Source organism: Hoeflea ulvae (assembly GCF_026619435.1).
GTDB lineage: Bacteria > Pseudomonadota > Alphaproteobacteria > Rhizobiales > Rhizobiaceae > Hoeflea > Hoeflea ulvae.
Map to the genome: position 1 here is coordinate 1623709 of NZ_JAOVZQ010000001.1, position 13988 is coordinate 1637696.

Genomic DNA, 13988 nt, shown 5'->3' on the forward strand with positions numbered 1-13988 from the left:
CAGATTTCTCACATCTTCGTCTCTTTTCGCGCGACCCACACGGTTGCAGAGGAACGGAGGCGCCCCAAAGAATAATATGAAAGTAAAGACGATTCCTCGGAACGCTCCAGTTATGGCGCGGAGGTGGAGAAGGTTGGCCGTCAGTCCACTACTAAGCGCGGATGGGTAAGGCTGTCTGGTCAGGCATGGAGGGTGATCCCTTTGGCTATGGCCCGGCTATAGCTGGTAGTCGGCGATATCGAAGGGTGTGGCAATCTCGTTGCCAGCGCGCTGGGCGGCCGTATAATGTGCGGACTTGTAGTAGAGGGCAATTGTGCGCACCACCACGCCCAGACCGTCGAGCACGTGGATTTCGCAGACACCGTACTCTTCGCCCAGCGGAACGTCGGGCTGATTGATTTCCGCTGTACCCGCTCATGCGAGTGCGCCGGACCCAGATGATCGCCATATCACGCCATGTGTAGTGACGGCCCGCAGATGCGCCGGCGAAAGCGGCCTTCGGCCTTTGGCAGACGGCGTCACCGCTTGCTAGGTAAATCCTTCAGCGGCAATATCAAAGTTGGCCGGTTCGGCTCGTTAACTGTTCAAACCCGAGGCTACTTCGAATAAAAGTATTCGCCTCGGTCTAGGTGCAGCATTGCGAACGATACTGCAGGTTTCTCAACCCTCCGAATGCTTCCGCGTCTGCCGCGGCGTGTGCGCAAGAACCTGGGGCAGCAGTCGAACCGGTGCAGGTTTGACTCCGGAACTCGGCCTGGGAAGCTTCATGAGAGACTTCTTCATCAGGCGCAGTCGGGCAACTTGTGAATAGGTGCCCTCGTTCACGTCCTTGTTGATGTGACCGAGAATGTCCTTGCGGATTTCCGACCCGACACCTTCCTGCTTCATCTCGTTGTTGCACCAGTGGCGGAACGAGTGAAACACCTTTCCCTCTTCCTTCGCCTGCGGCAGCGCCAGCTCTTTCATCTTCTGCCAATCGTCGTTGAAGACATCCCCCATCGGCGTCGCTTCCGCCACCGCTCGGAGTTCCGGAAACAGCAGCAAATGGCCTGCCTTGTGCAGTGCGTCAGCATAATCGAGGAAACCAAGCCGGATGAGTTCAGGGTGAATGGGAATGTGTCGTTTCGCCGCTTTGGACTTAAACCTGCGACCCTCCGATGGGATAAACTTGAACCCCCAGATGCCTTCGAGGTCGATGATCTCATCGAGCCGAAACCCGCAAATTTCCTCCCGCCTTGCACCCTGATATGCTCCGATGAGGGGCACCCAATAGCGTGCGTCATGGAAAATCTCGCCACCCGGATTGCCATCAATGCTGCCCGTGGCTGCACCGGTCCAGATCGGAAGACTGAACAGGGCCTCTAGATCACCGGTGGTGAAGGACGGGCGTTCGTTCTCCGAGTCTCCGCTCTTCTTTGCACGAAGCTTGGAGATGCCGTCGTAGCTCTCCCACGAATAGCCATAGGCCTGGCACATGCCTGCGATATTGGCCATGTTGTTCATGTGTCGATTGATCGTCGCCTTTGTCAGGCCGACCTCGGCTTTGGGAAGCTTTTCCGCTCGGGCGAGAATGTCGCTGACGGAGATGACATGGTCCCGCGGCGATTTGCCGTAATTCTTGGGGAATTTGAGCAGGACATCCCGAAATTGTGCGAGGTGTTGTTGACCGACACGGGTAGGGTTGTCGTGCCCGAGGAAGCGCTTGAACAGCTTGGCGAGCTGGACATGTTGCTTCAGGGTTTTGCTGTCCCACTCGCCGAGCGTAACCTTTGCCTCGCCGGCGGCCGCGACGATATCGATCAGGCTGCGATAGCTTTCATCTTCGATGTCAGTGAAGCTGTCGATATCGTCGGCGTCGTCGCTGATTGTCACCTCGGCGGCGACCGGCGCAGCGGGGGATATCACGGGTGGGGGAGGCGTTTGCGGACTTTCGGCCGCGGGCACTGGAACACTGATTGGTGCGGCGGGAGCAGGGGAGGCCGACCCGTTGGGGACATCAATAGGAACGGTTTGAGCGATCGGCCGTCGTGCTTCTTCCAGCAGCCCCGACTGGAGAAGCAGGTCGTCGTCATGACGCAGGCCGGTCCAGCGGCGATCGGCATCGAGAAGTGCCGCAGCCATTCCACGAAGGTAGAGCTGCTCGGCCTGCTGAACGTTCACCCGTGTCTCGGGAATATTGAACTCCTCCATCAGGCCCGCAATCCGCTTGCGATTCGGCGGCATGGCCCCCTGTTTCCGCAGGGTCTCAATCGTCTGGGCAACCAGCGTGATCGTCTGTGCTTCAAGTCCTGCGGCTGACATTTCCTTTTGCTCTATCTGCCCAACAGATGCATCGACACCTTGAGCCGCGAAGAGGCGGTATGCCCAGCCGGTCGCGATGTCCGCGATCCGCGCGCCCTTGGCACTGTCGCCGAAGGACAGCTCAGCGGCAGAGACACGGTCAAGCTTGGCGCTATGGGTGATGGCCACTTTGGTCAGGATACGTCGGGCATCGTCAGCAGAGATCATGGATTGGCTCATTCCGTGTAGTAGGTGCTCGCTGGCCCTCGTGACCTCGGCGGCGATCGAACGGGCAATGTGCAACGACTTTGTCCGCAGGCTGACTTCAATGCCCAAACGGCAACCGGTCCGAGGCTGGACCGGCAGTCGCCGCCTCCACCAATAGACCGCTCCGCGCCGGAACACATATTGCACACTCATGCCAACCTCCTTTTGGAGGTGACGGATTCTCCAACTTTTCCGTCTGCTGGACACCGATGTCAGACACGCGTGGGGGACACCCGTGTAAGACAGTACTGTCCACCAGACGGCAAAACGTATCCCCAGCTAACGAAAAAACGCTGGAAAATCAATCTTGTTCAGAGCTTGAAGAGGTCGATTGGCTGGGGAACCTGGATTCGAACCAGGACTAACGGAGTCAGAGTCCGTGGGTCTACCGTTAACCTATTCCCCAACATGGGCGGGCCGGAAATTTTCCGGGCCAGCGCGGCGGCTTATAGCCAATAAACTTCGAGGATGCAAACCCGGATGCCCCGTTTTTTTCAAAATTCGCAGCAGGCCACGAAGCGGCGGCGATCAGGGCTGCTTGCGGCCTCCATCCGCGGCTCAAAAAGAATTTTGCGTTCTGTCCGCTGCTTTGCTAACCTTGGCCCAACAGCAAACCGTGAAGCGCGACTCGAGGCCGTTGCCCGCCGCGCATGACAGGACAGACCGTGAAAGACCTTCGGGACGGCGAAACGCCAAACGCGGGGGTATCACTGGCAGGTGAAAGGCCACCCGGACGCGCCGCAAAGGCAGCGACGGAGGGTGTGGAACAGGGACGCGGGACAACCACCGTGGCCTCGGGCTCCGTTTCCGATGGCGTGCCATCGGAACGTGTCCCCGCCAGCGTATCCGCCAACAGGGAAGCCGGCGACGAGCCGTCCGGACGCCGCAGGCGGCGGCGCCGCAAATCCGCGAAAAAATCCGACAAGACCCCTGAGACAGGACAGCCCGTTGCCCAGGTGGCTGCGGCCGCGCCAGTGCCTGTGCCGGGTGAAAAGAAGGGCCGCCGCCGGCGGCGCAAGCCCGGCCGTGAAATCCAGGGCCGGCCGCTGGCGCCGCAAAAGGCGCCGGGACAGGCCCCGCACAAATCCAACGCCGCGCCTGCCTCCGGTGCTGCAGGTCCCGCCGGAGCGGCCGCGCCTGCGGTGCGGCGGGTGGTTGACGATCTCTACGCGGCGCTGGATCTGGGCACCAACAATTGCCGGCTGCTGATCGCGCAGCCGACACGGCCCGGACAGTTCCGGGTCGTCGATGCTTTTTCACGCATCGTCAGGCTGGGCGAGGGGCTGGACGCCACCGGGAAATTGTCCGACGACGCCATGGACCGCGCCGTCGAAGCTCTCAAGGTCTGCGCCGGAAAGCTAAAAAACCGCCCGGTGCGGCGTCACCGCCTGATCGCCACCGAGGCCTGCCGGTCGGCCCGCAACGGCGCCGACTTTCTCGACCGGGTTCGCGCCGAGACCGGTCTCGAGCTCGAGGTCGTCACCCGCGAGACCGAGGCCCGCCTGGCTGTGGCCGGATGTTCCTCGCTGGTCGGGCGCGACACCGACGGGCTGGTGCTGTTCGACATCGGCGGCGGCTCCTCGGAAATCGCCATGATCGATCTGACCGAGAACCGCTCCAACCGTCTCGCCGATCACATCAAGGCCTGGACCTCGCTGCCGGTGGGCGTCGTCACCCTGTCCGAGCGTCACGGCGGCTGCCTGGTCACGCCGGATGTGTTTGCCGCCATGGTGGCGGAAGTCGATACGATGCTGGAAAAATTCACGCCACCGCCGCTGCCGGCCTTCTCCGGCCTGGCCGACGGCCGGATCCATCTGCTCGGCACATCGGGAACGGTAACCACGCTGGCCGGCCTGCATCTCGATTTGCCGCGCTATGATCGCCGCAAGGTCGACGGGCTGTGGCTGTCCAATGATGATGTCGACCGCATGCTCGACCGGTTGTTGTCCTGGGATTTCGACGCCCGCGCCGCCAATCCCTGCATCGGTGCCGACCGGGCGGACCTGGTCCTTGCCGGCTGCGCCATCCTGCAGTCGATCCGCAAGCGCTGGCCCTCACGCCGGATGCGCGTCGCCGACCGCGGGCTGCGCGAAGGCCTGCTCAATGAAATGATGGCATCGGACGGTGCCTGGCGCCGCAGCGGCCGCAATTTCCGTTACCGCAACCAGCGCTCGAACCAGGGGGAAAAGCCATGACCCGTCCTCCATCAGGACCCACCGGGCGCAAGCTCGGACAGAAGGTGAAACGCAAGAGCAAGCTCAAGGCCTCGTCGCGGCGCTGGGTCGAGCGGCACCTCAACGATCCCTATGTGCAGCAGGCCCGGCAGGAAGGCTACCGCTCCCGCGCGGTCTACAAGCTTCTGGAAATCGACGCCAAGCACAATATTCTCGACAAGGCCAGGCGGATCATCGATCTGGGGGCAGCACCCGGCGGCTGGTCGCAGATTTCCGCCCAGGTTACCGATTCCACCGATGAGGATCCGAAGGTGGTGGCCATCGATTTTCTCGAGATGGACGGCCTGGCGGGCGTGAAATTCCTGCAGATGGATTTTCTCGACGAGAGCGCTCCGCAGGCGCTCAAGGACGCGTTGGGCGGCGCACCGGACGTGGTGCTGTCGGATATGGCGGCGCCGACCACCGGTCATCAGCGCACCGATCACCTCAGGACCATGTATCTGTGCGAAGTGGCGGCGCATTTTGCCATCGAGGTGCTGACCCCGGGCGGACATTTTCTCGCCAAGACCTTCCAGGGCGGCACCGAGAACGATCTGCTCAACCTGCTCAAGCGCAATTTCAGATCCGTGGTCCACATCAAGCCTCCATCGTCACGGGCGGAATCGGTGGAGATGTTCGTGCTCGCCAAGGGCTTCAAGGGCCGCCATGCCGGGGAATCACTGGCGGACGGGTGAGGCCGCGCGGGGACCCGCGCGTTTGAGGCCATGCCCGGACACGGCTTCGCCGGCATTGGGCGGCAGCGCCAGAAACGGCAGGATTGCGAAGCCGGTGATCGCGGCGACGGCGAAGAAGGCGGTGTGAAATGCGCCAAGCGTCAGTTCCCCGCCGTTGAAGGTGCTGACAAGGTCGAGAATGCCTCCGGCCAGCGCCACGCCGATGGCGATGGATACCTGCTGCAAGGCCGAGGCGATCGAGGTTGCCCGGGCCGCGGTGTCTTCGGTGATCTCGGCAAAGATCAGCGCATTGGCCGAGGTGAAGAACATCGAGCGGACCAGCCCGCCGAAAAACAGGATGCCCATGATCAGCGTCACCGGGGTTGACGGGGTGAAGACCCCGTTGACCGCGATCGACAGCGCAGCGCCGCCTGCGGCCAGCAGCAGCACCCGGCGAAACCCGCCAAACCGGAGCACGCGCTGAATGATGAACTTCATGGTGATTGCCCCGGCGGCTGCGATGCAGGTGACCATGCCGGATTCAAACGGAGTCATGCCGAAGCCCAGTTGCAACATCAGCGGCAGCAGGAACGGCACGGCGCCGGCGCCGATGCGGAACAGGTTCCCGCCCGTCAGCGACAGCGCGAATGTGCGATTGCGGAACATTTTCGGATCAAGCAGCGGTTTGGGATGCACCCGGGCATGGGCCAGATAGAGAAAGAAACACAACACGCCGCCAATCGTTGCCGCGATGCCCCAGACCGGCGGCAGGACCGGAAGGCTGATCACCGAAAGGCCGAAGACGATGCCAGAAGCTGCGGCGCCTGAGAGCAGGAAGCCTATCCAGTCGACCCTGTCATGTCCGCGCCGCGTGTCCCTTGGCAACACCGTCAGCGCAAACACGATCCCGGCCATGCCGATCGGTATGTTGATCAGGAAGATCCAGTGCCAGGTCAGGAAAGTCGTCAAAAAGCCGCCAACCGGCGGGCCGACCAGCGGACCGACAAGCGCTGGGATGGTCAGCCAGGCCATGGCGTTGACCAGCTGCGACTTCTCCGTCGCCCGCACCAGCACCAACCGCCCGACCGGGGTCATCATCGCCCCGCCCATGCCCTGCAGAAACCGCGAAAGAACGAATTCGGTCAGGTTTGACGATACCGCACAGGCAATCGATCCGACCATGAAAACGGCAATGGCGATGGCGAAAATCCGCCGCGCGCCAAACCGGTCCGCCATCCAGCCGGAGATCGGGATGAAGACTGCGAGCGACACCAGATAGGCGGTCAGGGCAAGTTTCAGCGCAATCGGGCTGGTTCCGATATCGGTGGCGATTGCCGGCAGCGCGGTGGCGATCACGGTGGAGTCCATCTGCTCCATGAAAAGCGCGATAGCCAGGACGAGCGGAATTGAGCGTTTCAAAGTGGATATCCATTGCGGTGGAGATGCGAAGGCGTGGCAGCCGTGTCCCGGCGGACAGGGATGTGGCGGTCAATGGGGCAATTCATAGTCCCGGTTTGGTTGATGCAATGTCAACGACAATTGCGCCTCTCGTCGTTGCCAGGGAAATGTGTTGCGCTGGAGCCTCTCATCCTGAATTGGCTTCAAAGCAACGACCTGCCGGCCGCCAGACCGGGCATTGTGTTGCCCGCAGCCCACAATGGGTGCGCTGCGGCGATTTTCGGTGATCAAACGCTTTCGCGCTCTTTCACATGTGAAGGAAGCATGGTACTTGCCGCTGCCAACGCGAGAGACCCGAAATAGCACCGGGCGGTCCGGTTCGGGCCGGCCCCGAACGAACGGAACCGACAGGCGATGGCAAAGATTATCCAAACCATTACGGGCGCAGAAGCGCTGACTTTTGACGACGTGCTGCTGCAGCCCGGCCATTCCGAAGTGATGCCCGGCCAGGCCGATGTCGCCACCCGGATAGCCCGCGATATCGAGCTCAATCTTCCCATCATTTCGTCGGCCATGGACACGGTGACCGAATCACGCCTGGCGATTGCCATGGCGCAGGCCGGCGGCATTGGCGTCATTCACCGCAACCTGACTCCGGAAGAACAGGCCGAGCAGGTCCGCCAGGTCAAGAAATTCGAAAGCGGGATGGTGGTCAACCCGGTGACGATCAGCCCGGAGGCGCCGCTGTCGGAAGCGCTGGGCCTGATGAAGGCGCACGGCATTTCCGGCATTCCGGTCGTCGAGCACCGCGACGGCTCGGGCGGACCCGGCTTTCTGGTCGGCATCCTGACCAATCGTGATGTGCGCTTCGCTTCCAATCCGGATCAGAAGATCCGCGAGTTGATGACCCATGAGAACCTGGTCACGGTCAAGGAAAGCGTCGACCAGACCGAGGCCAAGCGCCTGCTGCACAGCCACCGCATCGAAAAGCTGGTGGTGATCGACGGCGAAGGCCGTTGCGTCGGGCTGATCACGGTCAAGGATATCGAGAAATCTCAGCTCAACCCGCATGCCTCCAAGGACGAGCAGGGACGGCTGCGCGCCGCCGCCGCAACCTCGGTCGGTGAAGACGGGTTTGAACGCGCCGAGCGCCTGATTGCCGCCGGTGTGGACCTTCTGGTGATCGACACCGCCCACGGCCATTCGCAGCGGGTTCTCGATGCGGTCACCCGCGCCAAGAAACTTTCAAATTCCGTGCGCATCCTGGCCGGCAATGTGGCGACCGCAGAAGGCACGCGGGCGCTCATCGACGCCGGAGCCGATGCGGTCAAGGTCGGCATCGGACCAGGTTCGATCTGCACGACCCGCATCGTCGCAGGCGTCGGCGTTCCGCAGCTTTCGGCAATCATGAGCGCCGTCGATGAAGCGCAGAAACACGGGATTCCGGTGATCGCCGATGGCGGCATCAAATATTCCGGCGACCTGGCCAAGGCGATTGCCGCCGGCGCCTCGGCGGTGATGATCGGCTCCCTGCTCGCAGGCACCGATGAAAGCCCGGGCGAGGTCTATCTGCACCAGGGACGCTCGTTCAAGGCCTATCGCGGCATGGGGTCTGTCGGCGCCATGGCGCGCGGCTCGGCGGATCGCTATTTCCAGGCCGAGGTGCGCGACACGCTGAAGCTGGTTCCCGAAGGCATCGAAGGCCAGGTTCCCTACAAGGGCCCCGTGTCGGGCGTGCTGCATCAGCTCGCCGGCGGTCTCAAGGCCGCGATGGGCTATGTCGGCGCGGCCGATCTGCAAAGCTTCCATGAGCGGGCGACATTCGTGCGCATCTCCGGCGCCGGCTTGCGCGAAAGCCACACCCACGATGTCACCATCACCCGCGAAAGCCCCAACTATCCCGGCGCGATGTAATGAAACGGCTGTGGCCCGGCTGGCTTTTGTGCCTGGTCACAGCCGGGCTGTTTGCCTATATGGCGCTGGTTGAATCGGCTGCAATCAGCGCCCTGCTGAGTGGATGGCAGCTGCCCGACGGCGTGCCGCTGGGCTATGATGCGGACGCCGCGCGGGCCTTGTTCGACGCCTTTTCCGCGGAGTTTGCCCGGGCGCAAGCCGAAGGCCGGCAAAGCGCGTCGGAAGCCTATCTGGCGCTGCATGCCGGGGTCGACCTGCTGTTTCCGCCCTTGCTGGCCATGAGCATCGCGTTTAGCGCCTTTGCCGCGACCTACAGCCGCCGGGACCAGACCGAGACACCGCGGCTGGCCAAGGTCGGTCTCGGCCTGGCGCTGGCATTGGCCTTTGCCTATCTCGGTTTTGATTTTTTCGAAAACGCCGTTGCCGACACGATCTATGGCCCGAAGGCGATCACGCTCGCATTCAACGCGGAGATGGTATTCGTGCTGCAGGTGCTTACCCGCGGCAAATATCTGAGCCTCGTGATCGTCGCTGTGCTGATTGTTGCGTTGTGGATTGCCCGTCGCAGGCGCATGCGGACCACACAAACCGTCATCTGAGCCGCTCTGGCTCCAGAGCGGCGCTGTTCGGCCTTATGGTGCCGACAGCCCGGCTACCGCTCTGGGCCTTGGCCAGGCCATCGCCGGGCCGGCCCCGCCGGATGCACAATCTTGTGGCGGTGAATGACGCCATCTGCGATAAATCAGCTCGTTCAAAGGTAAGGCCGTCCCAATCATGACCACATCCACCGCAATTTTCTGGCCGGTTCTGGCCCAGGTGCTTCTCACCTATGTCATCTACGTCACCGTCTCTTCGAGGCGGATCGGTGCTGTCAAGGCCGGCAGCGCCAAGCCTTCCGACTTCAAGGTTCCCTCGATCGAGCCGGAGCCGAGCGCCACGGCCGTCCGCAATCTGTCCAACCAGTTCGAACTGCCGGTGCTGTTCTTTGCGGCCTGCCTGTCGCTCTATGTCACGGGCGGGGCAGGGGTGGCCGCGGTCATAGTGGCGTGGGCATTCGTGATTGCCCGGGTGGCGCATTCCTATGTGCACATCACCAGCAACCGCATCAGGATCCGCCGCTCTTTGTTCATCGTCAGCCTGGCCATCAATCTGCTGCAGTGGCTCCTGCTCGCCATCCACATCGCCTGAGTGGGGGCTTGGGTCGCCAATGCCTCGGGTTCTTCGGGTGCCGGCCTACCAGGCAGGCACGGCGGCAATGTCCGGGCGTCCCCTGTGATCCCTGCGCGATGACGATCCCGAAGCGCCCGACATCGGCTTGTCTTCAGACCCCACCGGGGTGATGTTGTCGAGGCTCGCGGCAATGTGGCCGCAAATGGCGTTGACCAGAGCCGCGGGCGCGCCGGGGCGCTTCATCAGGCCGATCTGGGCCGGTTGCAGCGCCGGAAAGCCATCTGCCGGCGACAGGATGCGCATGCCGGGCCGCACGGCACATTCGGGCAGCAGCGAGACCGCAAGTCCCGACAACACCGCCGAGGCGACCACAGTGGCCGACCAGCTGGTAAACAGCACCTGATAATCCCGCCCGGCGGAATCGAGCGCCGAGCAGGCGAGGTTGCGCCACAGGCAGGAGCGCCGGCCGACGGCAAGCGGAACCACCGCGTCCTCATGCACCGAATGGTTCATCGATGTGACCCAGTAGAGTGGCTCTGTGCGCACCACTTCCGATGTCCGGGCGCGCGGGTTGTGGGTGACCAGCGCCACATCGAGCTCGCCACGCGCCAGCCTCGCGGCCAATTCGATGGACGGTTCGCACTCGATATAGAGCTCGACATTTGGATTTGTCTTGGCAAAGCGCGCAATGATGCCGGGCATGTAGCGGTCGGCATAATCATCCGGCGTGCCGATGCGGATCAGGCCCTCGAGCTGATGATCATCAAAGGCCGAAATGGTCTCGTTGTTGAGCCGGATGATGCGCCGCGCATAGCCCAGCATTCGCTCGCCATCCTCGCTGAGCCGGTTGAGCCGCCCGTCGCGGACGAAAAGGGTCTTGCCGACACGCTCCTCGAGGCGCCGCATCTGCATCGATACCGCACTTTGGGTCTTGAATACCTTGTCGGCCGCGCGGGTGAAACTGCCGGTATCGACAATGGCCACGAAGGTTTGCAATTGGTCGATATCGAGTGGCGCGGGCATGGCGGGGTCCTATCAATCTATTTGATGATAGAGATTAGAAACATTCGCTGGTCTGATCAATCGATTTTTGAGACATAGAGGCTGCAAGTTGGGTCCTGCGCCGGCCCGCAGATCAATCGGCGCCTATTGACCAAGGAATATGACCATGAACGCCCGCAGTTTTGCTGCCTCACGGACACTTGCCCGCTCCTTCAATGCCGGACAGGTTGTGTTGAATGCCATCTACGCCGCTTCCGGCAAGGGTACGGCTCTGGTGCGCGTTCTGCTCAATCGCCGAATTGCCGGCAAACTTCAACAGCTCTCGGATCATCAGCTGGCCGATATCGGCCTGACCCGTGGTGATGTGCGCTGTGGCATGTCCATGCCGTTCAATACCGATCCGACCACCGAACTGGCGCGCCGCGCGCGGTGCAACACCAGCTGGTAGGCTCTTGTTGCCTGTGACCTGTTTCTGAAGAGGTCCCCTGCGGGATGCTGCCCTGTATCCCGCATTTACCCGGCCGCTGCATCCTCTCTTGAGAGACTGCGCGGCCGGGCTTTTCATTCCGCGGGCAGGCTTGGTGCTCAGCCGGTCCCGCTTCATAGCGCGCTGATCAGCGCTTCATGCCCTGAAGATACTGGTCGAAAATCGACTCCATGTTCTTCTGGTAGCCCTGCTGCACTTCCTTGCCCGATTCGAACATCTTGCCGAACAGGTCTTCATAGGGATTGCCGCTCCCGGAGGGGGAGGCGTGGTCGGGTTGCTGCTCCGGTTCCGGCGCTTGCCGCGGCTGTCCGCCGCCCATCGCGCCGCCGAGCATGTCCTGGAAGATCTGGCCAAGCGGATTGTCGCCGAACGGATTGCCGCCGGCCTGTTTCGGCGGGCTTTTCGGCGTGCCGCCAAACATGCCTTCGAGAATCTGCCCGAGCGGATTGTCCATCGGCGAGGCCTGCGGTGCCGGCTTGGCCTTGGCGCCGCCCATGCCCTGGCGCATCATGTCGCTGATCAGATCGCCGATCGGGTTGGAGCCGCCCATCGCATTGGCCTGCATCTGTCCGGTCGATTGCTTGAACAGTCCGCCCATGATCGAAGTCGCCAGAACCGGCAGCATCTGCTTGAATATTTCCTGGCCGATGCCGGTTGCGGCTTCGGCTTGCGCGGCCACCGCACGGCTGACTTCCTTCGATCCGAAGAGATGGCCCAGAATGCCATTGCCTTCGGCCTTGCCCTGGGGGCTGAAGGCATTTTGCATGTTTTCGAAATATTGAGCGTGATTGCCGCCGGCGAGCGCGGAGAGGAAATTCGACATGTCCATCGGGTTTGAGGCATTGCGCTTCAAGCCGGTGGAGAAGGCCGGCATCAGCGCGGCCACCGCCTGCTGCATCTGGTTTTCGTCAAGGCCGAACTGCTTGGCCATGTTCCGCATGGCTTCACCGTTCTGGGCATTCATCATCATGTCAAAAAGCGGCATCATCGGACTGTGTCTCTCCTCAAGCGCTGGAATGCAGGCCTTGGGCAAAGACTATACCGCCCAAAGCGGCATGCCTAGGGCGGTAATCCTTATTCGGCAGGGGGCGATTGATGCTGCTAGTAGGCGTAGTCTTCGAAGACCGGATCGACGCTGCCGTTCCAGCGGCCATTGTAAAGCGCCAGCATCTCCTCGGCCAGCGTGGTGCCGCGGGCGATTGTCTCTTCCAGCGGAGCGAGGAAATGGCTTTCGTCATTGCCTTCGGAATTCAGGCACGCCCGGTTGACCAGACCGCGCCGGGAAATGCCGAGCACTTCGCGGCCGATGTCGCGCAGCGAGTGCCCCTTGATCTTGGCATTCAATCCGTCGCGTGGCGTGGTGTCGCGAATCTGGTTGACCTCATCCAGGTTCCAGTCGCTCACAAGTTCCAGCGCCTCGCCGATTGCCGCTTCGTCATAAAGCAGTCCGACCCAGAATGCCGGCAGGGCGCAGATCCGCCGCCACGGACCGCCATCGGCGCCGCGCATCTCGATGAAGCGTTTCAGCCGGGCATCGGGAAACAGCGTGCCCAGATGGTTGGTCCAGTCTCCGATGGTGGGCATCGGCTGGTCGAGTTCGCCCTTCAGCGCGCCGTTCATGAACTGGCGGAAGGTCACATGTGTCGCCTCGTGGTAATTGCCGTCGCGCAGCACGAAATACATCGGCACGTCGAGCGCCCATTCGACATAATCCATGAAGCCGAAATCATCGGAATAGACGAACGGCAGTTGGCCCGAGCGCTGGTTGTCGGTGTCGCGCCAGATGTCGCCGCGCCAGGAGACCAGCCCGTTGGGCCTGCTCTCGGTAAACGGCGAGGCCGCAAACAGCGCGGTTGCCAAGGGCTGCAGCTTCATGCCGAGCTGCATCTTGCGGCGCATGTCTGCTTCCGAGGAGAAGTCCAGATTCACCTGGATCGTGCAGGTCCGGTACATCATGTCCAGGCCCTTGGTGCCTACCTTCGGCATGTAGCGGGTCATGATGTCGTAGCGGGATTTGGGCATTTTCGGCGTTTCGGCCAGCGACCAGGTCGGGCTGCCGCCCATGCCCAGGAAGCCGATGCCCATGGGCTCGGCGATTTCCTGCAACTGCGCCAGATGCGCGTTCGATTCGCGGCAGGTCTGGTGAATGGTTTCAAGCGGCGCGCCGGAGAGTTCGAACTGCCCGCCCGGTTCCAGGCTGATGGCGCCGGCGCCGGTCGGCTCGACCAGTCCGATGATCTTGCCGGCATCGATGATCGGTTCCCAGCCGAGCATCATCGCCATGCCTTCCAGCAGCGCCCGGATCGAGCGTTCGCCCTCATAAGGCACCGGTTGATGGGACTGGCTGTAGAACACGAATTTTTCGTGCTCGGTGCCGATCCGCCATTTTTCCTGCGGCTTGCAACCTGCTGCCATCCAGTCGGCCAGATCATTGACTGAGCTGATCGGTGTGTCGTCGGTGGTGTCGCGCGCCATGTCCGGGCCTTTATCGTCTGGTCGTTGGCGCGGTCTCGGACCACGCGTGGTCATGTTGCTTGGACCGGAACCGGTCCGCCATGCAAGCGAAAATCCCTGATCCTGAGA

Annotated in this window: 12 protein-coding genes and 1 tRNA gene; 6 read left to right on the plus strand and 7 right to left on the minus strand. The window is 62.2% G+C overall.

Annotation, left to right across the window (positions count from 1 at the left end; translation table 11 throughout):
- Positions 1-216: 216 nt before the first annotated feature.
- The 3 genes from OEG82_RS07535 to OEG82_RS07545 all read right to left on the minus strand — a co-directional run bounded on the left by OEG82_RS07535 (position 217) and on the right by OEG82_RS07545 (position 2953).
- A complete protein-coding gene (locus OEG82_RS07535) occupies positions 217-345 on the minus strand; it encodes a hypothetical protein (protein WP_267611815.1) in 129 nt (42 codons plus the stop codon).
- Between the two features lie 315 nt (positions 346-660).
- Complete coding sequence (locus OEG82_RS07540) at positions 661-2700, minus strand: DUF6538 domain-containing protein (protein ID WP_267611816.1); 2040 nt, start codon at positions 2698-2700, stop codon at positions 661-663.
- Between the two features lie 179 nt (positions 2701-2879).
- Positions 2880-2953 (minus strand) — tRNA-Gln (locus OEG82_RS07545).
- 259 nt (positions 2954-3212) lie between these two features.
- Here OEG82_RS07545 and OEG82_RS07550 point away from each other — a divergent pair.
- Together OEG82_RS07550 and OEG82_RS07555 are read left to right on the plus strand one after the other, a co-directional pair.
- Positions 3213-4742, plus strand: a complete 1530-nt coding sequence (locus tag OEG82_RS07550; protein WP_267611817.1) for a Ppx/GppA phosphatase family protein — start codon at positions 3213-3215, stop codon at positions 4740-4742.
- A complete protein-coding gene (locus OEG82_RS07555) occupies positions 4739-5455 on the plus strand; it encodes an RlmE family RNA methyltransferase (protein ID WP_267611818.1) in 717 nt (238 codons plus the stop codon). The genes OEG82_RS07550 and OEG82_RS07555 overlap by 4 nt, the downstream gene beginning before the upstream one ends.
- Here OEG82_RS07555 and OEG82_RS07560 read toward each other — a convergent pair.
- Positions 5438-6853: an MFS transporter gene (locus tag OEG82_RS07560; RefSeq protein WP_267611819.1), complete on the minus strand. Its 1416-nt coding sequence runs from the start codon at positions 6851-6853 to the stop codon at positions 5438-5440. The genes OEG82_RS07555 and OEG82_RS07560 overlap by 18 nt on opposite strands.
- 393 nt (positions 6854-7246) lie before the next feature.
- Between OEG82_RS07560 and guaB the strand changes: the two genes are divergently transcribed.
- The 3 genes from guaB (at position 7247) to OEG82_RS07575 (ending at position 9934) form a co-directional block, all read left to right on the plus strand.
- Positions 7247-8746 carry an IMP dehydrogenase gene (gene guaB, locus OEG82_RS07565; RefSeq protein ID WP_267611820.1) on the plus strand — a complete coding sequence of 500 codons (1500 nt, stop codon included), beginning with the start codon at positions 7247-7249 and terminating at the stop codon, positions 8744-8746.
- Entirely contained in the window at positions 8746-9345 is a 600-nt protein-coding gene (locus OEG82_RS07570; RefSeq protein WP_267611821.1) for a hypothetical protein, read from the plus strand. Before guaB ends, OEG82_RS07570 begins: the two co-directional genes overlap by 1 nt.
- A gap of 175 nt (positions 9346-9520) precedes the next feature.
- Positions 9521-9934, plus strand: coding sequence for an MAPEG family protein (locus tag OEG82_RS07575; RefSeq protein WP_267611822.1), 414 nt, complete (start codon positions 9521-9523; stop codon positions 9932-9934).
- A gap of 45 nt (positions 9935-9979) precedes the next feature.
- Here OEG82_RS07575 and OEG82_RS07580 read toward each other — a convergent pair whose 3' ends face one another.
- Positions 9980-10939: a LysR substrate-binding domain-containing protein gene (locus OEG82_RS07580; RefSeq protein WP_267611823.1), complete on the minus strand. Its 960-nt coding sequence runs from the start codon at positions 10937-10939 to the stop codon at positions 9980-9982.
- A gap of 145 nt (positions 10940-11084) precedes the next feature.
- Here OEG82_RS07580 and OEG82_RS07585 point away from each other — a divergent pair, with 145 nt between their 5' ends.
- On the plus strand, positions 11085-11366 hold the full coding sequence (locus tag OEG82_RS07585; RefSeq protein ID WP_267611824.1) for a DUF1127 domain-containing protein: 282 nt from the start codon (positions 11085-11087) through the stop codon (positions 11364-11366).
- Positions 11367-11532: 166 nt separating this feature from the next.
- On the opposite strand, the gene OEG82_RS07590 is transcribed toward OEG82_RS07585, so the two are convergent.
- Positions 11533-12393: a DUF937 domain-containing protein gene (locus tag OEG82_RS07590; RefSeq protein ID WP_267611825.1), complete on the minus strand. Its 861-nt coding sequence runs from the start codon at positions 12391-12393 to the stop codon at positions 11533-11535.
- 113 nt (positions 12394-12506) lie between these two features.
- Positions 12507-13880, minus strand: a complete 1374-nt coding sequence (locus tag OEG82_RS07595; RefSeq protein WP_267611826.1) for a glutamate--cysteine ligase — start codon at positions 13878-13880, stop codon at positions 12507-12509.
- Between the last annotated feature and the right edge of the window lie 108 nt (positions 13881-13988).